An 11,337-nucleotide genomic window follows, 5' to 3' on the forward strand; every position below is an offset into this window, starting at 1 on the left:
CGCCAATATTATCCGTATTTCGATTTCTCGTAGTTGACCGATCGTCCGGTTCAACCGCGGCCACGGACGAGGATGACCCCTCTGGCACATCGATCTCATAGGCCAACTGCGTCGATGGATCCGCTTCCAGTTCGAAGTACAGACTGGGCGAACCGCCGAGTTCCAACATGGTGTCGACGGACACGAAGTCTGACTTCTTGATCGAGACGGCCTGGAGTCCTCGCGCGACCGTGATACCCTGAAACGGCGTGACGCCGACTAGATCAGAATCAAGGTAGACCCGGGCCCCGGGCGGGAATGTCGACACCGAGAGACTGGCCTCGCCGGTCGTGCCCATGGGGTCGGCCGATGCGTGCAAGTGCACGGAATCGGAATCGGCCTGCGATGACGCGAGAGCCGCGGGATCCTGAGTGTCTTCCGAGAACATTCGCGGCACGAAAAGAAGCCCGGCAATCGCGACAACAAATGCTGCAGCAACGCCGACGAAGGTGCCAAGGCGCTCCTCAAACATCCCGGACCGATACGTGAGTAGCGGCACGAGCTTGTCGCGAATACTCCGCTCGCGTTCGACGTCTGCCTCAAGTTCTTCTGGAGACGGCAGCGTGACGGTTACAGCTGGCTTCCCTTTCGACTTCTGATGATGCGTGCCGGTCAGGGCTGATTTAGCCCCCGTCATCATCGAATCGAATCCTACAAGTTTGGAGAGTGGAGGAATGCTGTGTGGCAGTTGGGCGACGACCTCGTCATCTGAAACAGTCGCCCTGTCCTGAAAGACATCCAGATCCTTCACAGCTTCCGAATCGGCCAGCTCGTTAGCTTGCTCAATGGTCGGCGGCACGAACTCCACAATGGGTGCTGCTACGGGCGACTCATCAGCGACTTCCTCCTCCGCCGTCGGCCCAGCGACGATTTCCTCCGCATGAGGCTCATCTGGCTGCACGTGTTCGACCACCGTCCAGCGGTGCTCCATGTCCGCGGCCGCCAGCGGAAATGTGTTATGATCCAGGTCCGAGCTTTCTGCCGGAGAGTCCTCTACAGAATCGGTCGGGGTTGCATCAATTCTGAATTCGGCGGGCTCCTCGTCCATCGACACCGGGATTCCTGAATCCTGCTCCGTATCAAAGACCGGCAAGTCGACAGCCATCGAGGCGTACACTGGATGCTGGTCTTCCAGGTCACGCGGCGCGGGCTCAACCTCTGTGTCCGGGCCAGTATCCTCTTCTATGCTGGACGCGGTATTGATGACTGGCGCATCGTTCTGGATATCATCCTCTTCGCCGCTTGCCTCCGAATCCTGTGGACGCTCTTCCTCCTGATCAACCTCCTCAAGGAGTCGATTGAATTTCTCAAGTTCCTTCTGGATATCTAGCATCGGTCCGGCTCTGGTTTGTTGTAGTTCGCTCGAATCGGCCGACACCGGCCTCCCACCCTCTGATGTGGCGCAGGGGAGGCAGCGGAAACGGACGAACTGGTCAGGGCATGTCACTTCGATAATCGGCAACCTGGATCGATCCTAAAGGGTATTGCCACACCGACTTAGTGGCCTCACAGCCTCGCAGGACACAAAAAAGCCCCGACAGCGAGGGCTGCCGGGGCTTGGTACCGCGTACGGGATTTGAACCCGTGTTACCGCCGTGAAAGGGCGGCGTCCTAGACCCCTAGACGAACGCGGCAAGCAGATGTTGAGCCACGACTCTACGTCGGCCGGACCAGGGGTGACCGAGGGGAATTGAACCCCCGACCTCCAGGGCCACAACCTGGCGCTCTAACCGACTGAGCTACGGTCACCGTGTGCAAGCACATTTATAAAGTTAATGAATCTCTCGGATCCCCGTTCGAAGTGAACTTTCGGTGCACCCGGATCAGTTAATCACTGCGACCTTGCCATAGGCCGTGCCCTCGCCGTTTTCAGCCACCGCCACAACCAGATACACCCCCGACGGGACCGGCTGGCCACTCGCATCGCGAAGATCCCAGCGCGATTGGCCTCCTCGCGTCGTAAACGTCGCGACCACCTGGCCGATGGCTGACACGATGCTTACCTCGGTTCGGTCGACCAGGCCGCTGACGACTACGAAGGAGTTAGCAGACTCGCCCAACCGAACCGGGTTCGGATAGATAAACAGATCATCAACCGATGCCGAGGGGCTCACGGCATCGATACCGACGCTCACAAGGCCGGCATCCGTCGCGAAATATACCTGGCCCTCGTCGGGCACCACTTCAATGGCCAGAACGGCATCTGACAACAATGGAGATGAATCGGCCGTCAGCCGAAACACCTCTTCAAATCCATCTTCGACGCTCCGGACGACGCGGACACCGTCATTCGTAGCGATCCAGAGACGATTGGCCGGGTCGACAGCCAGGTCATTCACCGGAAGGCCGAGGAACAGAAATGTGCCCTCGCTTCGATCCGCACGCTGCGGCCAGATCGCGACCGCTGACGGGTCTCGCGCGGTGACGCCGGTGTTGACGAAGTAAGCAAGTCCTTCCTGAGTTCCGATCCAGACGAGTCCATCTCTGTCTTCCACGATCGACGTAACGCTCTTTCCGGGCAGACCCTGGCCTCCTCCACCCTTCGTACCGAAAAATCGAAACGAGTCGTCAGACGGATCGGTTGGATCTGCACCCGTGTCCAAAACGGCCAGTCCCTTGACGAGCCCGAAGGATGACTCCTCGCGCAGAATCAACCACTTCTGACCGAAAGAATCGATGAAGACGTCGGCATACGCCGTTGCGCCCGTTGTGAGCCCTCCACCGACAAGGGGCGGCAGACCGGTCCATGTCCCATCAGGCGCCCGATAATGGAGTGGGGTCGCGGATCCGCGCGTGGTGGCCCACACTCCTCCATCGGCCTCTACAGCGACTCCTCCAACCACGATGAATCCCGGGAAACCCGTCGCGGCCCGCAGGGTCGAATTCGATTCGTCGAAAATCTCTACCGCTCCGTCCGGCAGGACATGTGCAAGTCCGCCCCCCTCCGATGCCGCCCAGCCCGTCCCCACTGCATCAGCAGCCACGCTAGTAAAACTCCTCCTGCCTTCGAGGATGTCAAAGTAGTCACCGGTATAGTCGGTCCACGTCCCATCGACGTTGAGCCGATGGAATCCGGTACCACCCACCACACCTCCGGCCCATAACGTGCCGTCCACCGATGCAGCCAGATCTGAAAAAATGGCCGAAAAGGGCCCCTCGGGCAGGTATGCAACTCTAATGGCCTGCGGGTCCTGCGTACCCGGCGGAGGGACGTCAACTCGCACGAGGCCTGTGCCGGACGTGCCCACCCAAAGCTCATTGCCTACCAGCTGGATATCGCTTGGGAACGCCGCATCAGCTATAGGAAAGCGTGAGACCGTTTCGTTTTCGTCGATCACCAGAACCTGAAACTGCGTGAATCCAACCAGGAGTCCATCTGTGGACTCGAGCCTCGGAATGGCGCCGGCATCCACACCGAGATTTGCAAACACCGCCTCCGCTTGCCGCACAAAGAGTCCGCCATCCGTTCCCACGTACAGCCGCCCGGCGAAGTACGCAATCGACCGCACCACTGCAACAGGCAGCGCCTCCACTGTCCACGCCAACGGATCCTGGAGATTCACGGAATTCAGCGCCGCGATCGCGAGTCCGTCGTCCGTCGCAACCCAGATCGACTCAACGCCGTCACCGTCGGCCGCGAACGCCACGTCATTGACACCGGTGCCTGCGGGGACCGATCCGAGTCGCGTATACGCGTCGCGCACCTCACCCATCTCTGGATCAAACACAACTACACCGAAGTCCGTGCACACGAAGAGTGAGTCGCCGCGGCTCACAATTCGATTGATCGCCCTTCGACTGAAACGAGTCGCACGGGCGATGTCAAGAAACGACTCGATGGATCCGGTCTCGGTATCTATTCTGTCCAGCACACCGTCGGAGTACCCGACCCAGACGGAAGACCTTGGGGGGTCAATCGTTATCGTACGGGCCGATACGGCGTGCAGTCCATCAACAGCTGTCAGAGCGCCGATGCTGCCGGATGACCGTTCGACGTAGAACACTCCGCCTGCCGACGATGCCCAGATCTGGTCGGCTGCGACAGCGACTCCCGTCACATCCTGCATCGATGTGTGCGCGGTCCAGCTACCCAGCTGCCCGAGTGCGGACTGGCTAATGGTCACGCACGCAACTAGCACGATCAGCTTGAACGGAATCTGCATGGGATGACGAGAGATGACGGACGCGGCTCGTGAACGAGCGGTCCTGAACGGCAGTAATCTTGTTCGTATCGATTACGTCAATAAGCGTGGAGAACGCCAGAGAGAGTTTTTAGATCTGCCGCAGCAGGTTGACCATCTCGATCGCTGCGGTCGCCGCGTCCACACCCTTGTTACCGGCCTTCGTTCCTGCCCGCTCGATGGCCTGCTCGATCGTGTCGGTAGTAACGACCCCGAAAATCACCGGCACGTCGGTGTCCATCGAGACGGTGGAGACACCTCGAGCCACCGCACCACACACAAGGTCGTAGTGCGACGTCGCTCCTCGAATCACGGCGCCGAGACACACCACTGCATCATACGCCCCCGATGCGGCCAGCCTTCGGGCAACAAGTGGAATCTCGAACGCACCGGGACACCACGCCACCGACACACGATCCATGTCTGCGCCGTGACGACTGAATGCATCGAGCGCACCGCTCAACAATTTCTCGGTAATGAACGAGTTAAAACGCGAGACGACGATCGCGAACGATGCATCGGCGGCGTCCAGCTTCCCATGTACGATTTCCGGCATGATTTCGTCGTGCGAATATTAGTGGTCCTCAGACGCGCCAGTCATTCGTTTGATTCAGGCGCCGGGCCCGAACCTGATCGAATCTGAAGGGCGCGCCTCCGAAGTTGATCGACGTTTTCACCGTTCACGTAATACGCTCCGGGTGAATTGGACCCGCCACCCGAAACCGCATGAAAATCTGAACCGCCCGTGGCAAGGAGTTCGAACCGGTCTGCCAGCGACGTATAGTAGTCGGTCAGACGCTCGTCATGTGACGGGTGCACCGTCTCGATCGCATCAAGACCCATTTGACCAAACACTTCGATGATGCGCTCATTAAGCCACTCGCCAGGATGAGCCAGCGATGCGCAGCCGCCCGCGCCGTGAATGACGCCGATCGCGTGCTCTACCGAGATCGCTGCAGACGGAACGTAGGCGCTACACCCCGGACCGAGATACCGCTCGAAGGCACTTCGTACGGAGCCTACGTGACCGGATGCGACCATATACTCGGCGATATGAGAGCGTGTCACAACTCCGCCGGCCCGACGGCGAACGCCCTCGACATCGACGGCTACGCCCGATTCAGCCAGCAGGGTCACTATCTCGACGAGACGTCGATCCCGTCTGAACTCGGTGGCCTCGATATAGTCGTCGAGTTCCGGGCACCCATCAACGAAATAGCCAAGGATGTGGTACTCCTCACCGCCGTCAAGCGCACTGATCTCGATCCCCGGAACGAAATCGATTCCCTCCGCTTCGCACCGTTCGGCCGCTTCGGCGTTTCCCCGAGTCGTATCGTGGTCGGTCAGCGCCAGCATCGAAACGCCGGCACGTACGGCCAGCCGAACCACTTCGGCTGGTGCATGTTTGCCATCCGACCATGTGGAATGGGTATGCAGATCAGCAATTCGTAAATTCACGGCAGCTGCCCGGGTCTTCGCAAGTCCTCGACTGCAGAACGATATAGTCCAGCCATAGCAGACAGTCAAGGTCGATACAGTCATGAAGAGGATGTGGAGTCCGTGGCGCTCCCAACATATCGAGCGCGTTGGGGCCGACGACGAAGAGTACGGAGCGGACCTTTTTCGGAGCATCGGGTCCGACCGTTCCAAAGACGAGGAGAATCTCGTCATATGGAGGGGATCTCACGTTTTTGTAGTTCTGAACTTGTACCCGTACAACAACGGTCATTTGCTCATCGTACCTTATCGGCCGGTTGCTAACTTTTGCGACCTCACGGTCGATGAACAGGTCGAACTCGCCACTTCTATCGACCGATGTATGCGGTGGCTCGACACAGCCTTGCGACCGGACGGGTACAACGTGGGAATGAATATCGGTAAGGCCGCAGGCGCAGGAATCCCCGGCCACATTCACACACATGTGATTCCGCGTTGGGCGGGCGACACCAACTTCATGCCGTTGGTGGCCGATATCAGAGTGGTTCCAGAGTCGATGGCGGACACGTTTCGGAAATTGAAGCGCGCTGTGATTCAATCAGATTCAAACAGCTAGCACACGCGCGTCGGTCCGCCTCGGAAGGATCGCTCATGTGATCACACATCGAAATCGTATGGACCGAGCCTGACACTGAATGAACGAACCAGACGCACTTACGGATACGGTCGTCGCGACTGCGGGCGGAGCGCAACCGTTCCGCATCAGCTATCGGAATATCGTCCTGTCGGTCCTTCTGAGCCTGGCAGTCGTGGTCGTCGTGGGAGCTATTACGTACGAGCCTGAGGCCATCCGACTGATCTGGGAGTCTTTTCATCCCTGGCTGATGGGCCTGGCGGCGATATCCGTGGTGGCCCGCATTCTCATAGGTGGCTGGCGACTTCAGTATGTATCGAGCGGCCACCTTTCTTTCAGTTCGTCCGTACGAGGTCAACTTGCCTGGGACTTCTTTTCCATCGTAACGCCATCTGCGATCGGTGGCGGGCCACTGGCCGCCGTATTCCTCGCACGTGACGGCAAAGTGCAGGTGGGCGAAGCAACAGCGCTTCTGTTCTTTGCCATGTTGCTAGACCAATTCTTTTTTGCGGCGACCGTGCCACTGCTCGTGATCGCCACGTTCTTCATGCCCGTATTTCCGCCGGCGATCGGTACCATCGGTACGACAACATTCCTTCTCTATTTCGTCGGACTGCTGGGCTGGGTTACCATATTCGCATACGTCACCTTCTTCCGACCTCAAGTGCTCGAGAAATGGTTGACCAAAATCTTCCGAATACGCTGGCTGAGGAAGTATCAGGATCGCGTGGCTTCAGAGATGTACTCCATGCAGACTCGCGCCAAACTCCTTCGGTCGCAACCGGCCAGGTTCTTCGTCAACGGATCACTCCAGACGCTGGCCGCATGGGCTATTCGCTATTTCCTGGTGATCTTAATCATCTGGAGTGTCTACGATGATCTGGATGTCCTCCTTGCACTTGTGCGGACAGCTGCGATGACACTCGGATCTCTCATTCTGCCGACACCTGGTGGTTCCGGCGGTGTTGAGGGTCTGTACGCGATCTTCCTCGGACCACCGGTCATGCCGAAGTACATGGTGGCTCCGACGCTACTCGTCTGGCGGATCCTCGGATACTATGTGTTCATCGCGCTCGGAGGCTACCTGACCATGCATCGCGTACGAGCCGAGATCCGGGCACGGAAGCAATCGAGTATTCGTCTTGAGACCTCACCCGTTTCAACATCGCAAGGCGCCGTCGAGGGCCCGCACCCTCCCGCCTAGCTTGCCATCGCTCTGTGGAACCTCTTTCTATCTCTCAGCGAAGGGCGCAAGCCGACTCATTCCTGTTCCGCGGTTTTCAACCGCATGTGAGATTCGGAACAGCAAGTGACCGGTACGCCGGCTGGATCGGCCAGATCTACCCCGAATCCTACAGCACGCGCGTCACGAGTCGTCGGCGCAAGCTCGGCAAGAAGACGTACGAGGAGCGGACTGTACCCGTGGACTCGGCAGCGGACTACTTTGAGCACTTCGACGTGCTTGAAATCGATTTTACATTCTATCGAGCCCTTCTGGACACCGACGGAAAAACCACCTCGAACTACGGTGCCCTCGAACGGTACGCGGAATGCGCCCCGGCACATGCCCGCTTCTACCTGAAGGCACCTCAGGCCTGTTTTGCGAGGCGCATTCGAAGATCAGTTGGAGGTAAAGCAACGTATCAGCGGAATCCCGATTTCCTGAACGCGACTGCGTACGAACGTACCTTCCTGCATCCCGCACTGGAAATACTGGGGGATCGCATCCAGGGCGTCATCTTCGAGCAGGAATACCAGCGTGTGTCCGACTCACCCAATCCGGATGAAAACGTAAGGGAGCTTGACGGCTTCTTCCGATCCATTCCCCGACTCGTCCAGTCGCATCTCGAGATTCGCTCGTCCCATTTGCTACACCCCCCTTACTTCGATTGGCTTGCGGACATGGGACTTGGCTTCGTGTTCAGCCACTGGACCTGGCTTCCGCCGTTGCGAGCGCAATGGAAGCTGAGTGGAGAACGATTCACAGCCGCAGATCGAAACGCCGTGGCGCGTCTATTGACGCCTCTGGACATGCCGTACGCCAAGGCATATGGCAAGACGCATCCATTCGACGCCGTTGTACCGGAAATCGCAAACAGCGAACAGGCACAGCGGATGATTCTGGACACCACCGCGCTCGCCTTCCAGGCAGAAAACCACGATGCGGTCCTAAACGTGATCGCCAACAATCGGGCGTGGGGAAATGCGCCGGCACTCGCTCGCGCAGTAGCAAACCGAATTCTGGAGGAAGAGGAAAGGCGATCCGTATCGGGTGATCAGTCGCGACCGTAGTCGTCTTCGAGACGCTCGATGTCGTCTTCAACGCAAATGCCCATCTGCGTTTCGATGATCACGAGGAACTCGTCCCCGTCGTTCTGGACACGGTGCACAGCACCTAGTGGAATGTGGAGCGCGTCGCCCGGACCGATCTCTCGCACGTTGCCGTCCAGCGAGAATTTGCCAACGCCCTGAACAATCGCCCAGTGTTCGGAGCGGAGCGCGTGCTTCTGCAGCGATAACCGCTGTCCCGGGTTCACGACGATACGCTTGACGCGATAACCGGGCTCGTTGAGATATTCTTCCCATCTACCCCATGGGCGTACATCGAATTCGATCATGATACCTCTTGAAATGCTGCTTCCGCCTCCGAGAGAATATCCGGGTCTTTTCCAAAGACACGAAGAGCGAGCAGCAGGATTGATGCACCGATAAGAAGAGAAGCCCACCATGGAAATCCGAAGCCTGTGGGCACTGTCCCGACCAGAATCGCCACGACTCCAACCATCATGGCATACGGTAGCTGCGTACGAACGTGATCAATGTGATCACACCCCGACGCCATGGATGAGAGAATCGTGGTATCCGAAATAGGTGAACAATGATCGCCCCAGACCGAGCCTGCGAGTACACACGACACCGTCGAATACAGGATGTAGAAGTGGGCCGGGTCTGACATCCCGTTGACCACGAGGACAGCCCACGTCAGGGGGATTACGAGTGGCATCAGGATGCCCATGGTACCCCAGCTGGATCCGGTCGCAAATGCGGTCGCTGCGGAAAGAATGAACACGATCGCAGGGAGCAGCCCGGCCGGAATCGCATCTCCCAGTATCATCACCAGATACTCCGCCGTACCGAGGACTTCTGTGATTCCCGAGAGAGACCATGCCAGTACGAGGATGATCATCGCGAACAACATGGACTTCAGGCCGGCGTACCACGCCTCGATCGTCTGCGCAACCGTGAGTATGCGCTGCCCGACGGACAGGAGATACGCAACGAGAACGCTGACCAGCGACGCCCACATGAGGGCCTTGTACGAATCCGCAGTGCCGATGATATCCCGAATAGTATCCCCTTCTCCGGTCGCATACAGACCGACGACCACCCCGAGAACGAGCACCACTACCGGGATGACCGCGTTGAGCGCCCGCTGCGGCTTGCCTTCGATCGGAGAGGTGTGCTCACCGCTGGTCGCCTCGGAATCTATCGAGGCACCCGGACGCAGTAGCTGACCCGTGCTGCGGGCCCTCGATTCGGCAGCATGCATCGGACCGAAATCGTTGCGCGACAACACGATGGCAAATACAAAGAAAATCGCCAGGAGTGGATAGAAGCTATAGGGTATCGACTCGAGAAAGACAGCGTACGGGGAAACGTCCAGTCCGTCGATGCTCGCGACGGCTGTGCCAATCAAACCAACCTCGTACCCGATCCACGTCGTCACGAGAGCAAGGCACGAGACGGGAGCAGCAGTGGAATCGACGATGTACGCCAGTTTTTCGCGAGAGATCTTCAGGCGATCAGTGACCGGCCTCATTGTATTGCCGACCACAAGAGTATTCGCATAGTCATCGAAGAAGACGAGCAGCCCCAGAACTCCGGTCGCCAGCTGCCCGCGTCGAGCCGATGTCGCCCATGCGGCGATCTTGTTCACGACACCGATCATACCTCCGTTGCGTGTGACGATTCCGACCATCCCTCCGATCATGAATGAGAACAGGATGATCGAGGCATGGTCCTCGTTGGCGAGCGCCTTGAGGACAAACACCTGGAATGCGTCGAGTAAACCCTGCAGCAGTCCGGGTGCAGAAAAACCGTAGACCGCCCATGCACCGACCCAGATTCCGAGGAAGAGTGCCGGAATTACGCGCTTGAATGCCAGCGCCATCGCAATGGCCAGGAGTGGCGGCAGGATTGATATCCATCCAAAATGATCGCGATCGTCCGCAGTTTCAACCGAGTGCTGCGCCGGCTGAGTCGTCGCTGCCGATTCCTGGGTCACCATGCCCAGGGTATCGTCCATCGCACTCGTGGCCTGGTCCTGCGCCAGCGCCGGGGCGACGATCATCAGACCGACCGTCGCAACAACGAGCATGGCGAACAAGGCGATACGTTTCATGGGCGGTCCGTTCAAAGTGTTCCGAAAATGCGATCACCGGCATCACCAAGCCCCGGTCGGATGTACGCGTTCTCATCAAGCTCCCGATCCATCGCAGCAGTAAGGATACGCACGTCCGGATGTTGAGCCAGCAGAGTCCTGACCCCTTCCGGTGACGCGACCAGGCACACAAACGTGAATCGCGTGCCGCCTTTGGCTTTCAGATGCGTGATCGCTCCCACGCCGCTACCGCCGGTCGCAAGCATGGGATCGACAACAAACGTATGCGTCGAATTCAGTCCTTCCGGGATACTTGAATAGTAGTCGACCGGCTGAAATGTCTTCTCGTCACGATACATACCGAGATGACCGATGCGCGCCTCGGGCACGTATCGGACGAACCCGTCCACCATTCCGAGTCCGGCCCGCAGAATCGGTACGACGACCACGTCCTCCTCTATCACACAGCCCCTCGTAGATTCCAGCGGCGTCTCGATCTCGACTTCTCGTACAGCGAGGTGCCGCATCGACTCATATGCCATTATCGCCGCGGCATCCGAAAGTGTCTTTCGAAATAAACCCGGAGGAGTGTCCCGGCTCCGAAGAATCGTCAGATCCCTCTTGAGCAACGGATGGTCAACTATTATGATTTCCGATCCCATCAA

At 58.4% G+C, this 11,337-nt stretch carries 10 protein-coding genes and 2 tRNA genes; 3 read left to right on the forward strand and 9 right to left on the reverse strand.

Going from position 1 to position 11,337, the window contains the following annotated elements; all coding sequences use genetic code 11:
- The 6 genes from HKN37_05610 to HKN37_05635 form a co-directional block, all read right to left on the reverse strand.
- Nucleotides 1-1,372 (reverse strand): PEGA domain-containing protein (locus HKN37_05610; protein ID NNE46121.1); only part of this gene is annotated, 1,372 nt, incomplete at its 3' end.
- A 225-nt stretch (nt 1,373-1,597) separates the two neighbouring features.
- Nucleotides 1,598-1,673: transfer RNA gene (locus HKN37_05615), tRNA-Glu, on the reverse strand.
- Between the two features lie 41 nt (nt 1,674-1,714).
- Nucleotides 1,715-1,788: transfer RNA gene (locus HKN37_05620), tRNA-His, on the reverse strand.
- A 74-nt stretch (nt 1,789-1,862) separates the two neighbouring features.
- Entirely contained in the window at nt 1,863-4,202 is a 2,340-nt protein-coding gene (locus tag HKN37_05625; protein ID NNE46122.1) for a T9SS type A sorting domain-containing protein, read from the reverse strand.
- 109 nt (nt 4,203-4,311) lie between these two features.
- A complete protein-coding gene (locus tag HKN37_05630; GenBank protein NNE46123.1) occupies nt 4,312-4,776 on the reverse strand; it encodes a 6,7-dimethyl-8-ribityllumazine synthase in 465 nt (154 codons plus the stop codon).
- Nucleotides 4,777-4,817: 41 nt separating this feature from the next.
- The gene (locus tag HKN37_05635) at nt 4,818-5,678 is read right to left on the reverse strand and encodes a PHP domain-containing protein (protein NNE46124.1); all 861 of its coding nucleotides are present in this window, start codon (nt 5,676-5,678) and stop codon (nt 4,818-4,820) included.
- An 82-nt stretch (nt 5,679-5,760) separates the two neighbouring features.
- On the opposite strand from HKN37_05635, the gene HKN37_05640 reads away from it, so the two are divergent.
- The 3 genes from HKN37_05640 to HKN37_05650 all read left to right on the forward strand — a co-directional run bounded on the left by HKN37_05640 (nt 5,761) and on the right by HKN37_05650 (nt 8,583).
- Nucleotides 5,761-6,273: an HIT domain-containing protein gene (locus HKN37_05640; protein ID NNE46125.1), complete on the forward strand. Its 513-nt coding sequence runs from the start codon at nt 5,761-5,763 to the stop codon at nt 6,271-6,273.
- A 79-nt stretch (nt 6,274-6,352) separates the two neighbouring features.
- A complete protein-coding gene (locus HKN37_05645; GenBank protein NNE46126.1) occupies nt 6,353-7,495 on the forward strand; it encodes a flippase-like domain-containing protein in 1,143 nt (380 codons plus the stop codon).
- 14 nt (nt 7,496-7,509) lie between these two features.
- Nucleotides 7,510-8,583 carry a DUF72 domain-containing protein gene (locus HKN37_05650; protein ID NNE46127.1) on the forward strand — a complete coding sequence of 358 codons (1,074 nt, stop codon included), beginning with the start codon at nt 7,510-7,512 and terminating at the stop codon, nt 8,581-8,583.
- On the opposite strand, the gene HKN37_05655 is transcribed toward HKN37_05650, so the two are convergent.
- Genes HKN37_05655 through upp form a run of 3 tightly spaced genes read right to left on the reverse strand, consistent with a single transcriptional unit; the run spans nt 8,568 to nt 11,334 of the window.
- Nucleotides 8,568-8,912: a phosphomannose isomerase type II C-terminal cupin domain gene (locus HKN37_05655; GenBank protein ID NNE46128.1), complete on the reverse strand. Its 345-nt coding sequence runs from the start codon at nt 8,910-8,912 to the stop codon at nt 8,568-8,570. The genes HKN37_05650 and HKN37_05655 overlap by 16 nt on opposite strands.
- Nucleotides 8,906-10,693 (reverse strand): Na+/H+ antiporter NhaC family protein, encoded by a 1,788-nt coding sequence (locus HKN37_05660; GenBank protein NNE46129.1) that lies wholly within the window; start codon nt 10,691-10,693, stop codon nt 8,906-8,908. The genes HKN37_05655 and HKN37_05660 overlap by 7 nt, the downstream gene beginning before the upstream one ends.
- Before the next feature lie 11 nt (nt 10,694-10,704).
- Nucleotides 10,705-11,334 carry a uracil phosphoribosyltransferase gene (gene upp, locus HKN37_05665; protein ID NNE46130.1) on the reverse strand — a complete coding sequence of 210 codons (630 nt, stop codon included), beginning with the start codon at nt 11,332-11,334 and terminating at the stop codon, nt 10,705-10,707.
- Between the last annotated feature and the right edge of the window lie 3 nt (nt 11,335-11,337).

This window comes from Rhodothermales bacterium (assembly GCA_013002345.1).
Classification (GTDB): Bacteria; Bacteroidota; Rhodothermia; order Rhodothermales; family JABDKH01; genus JABDKH01.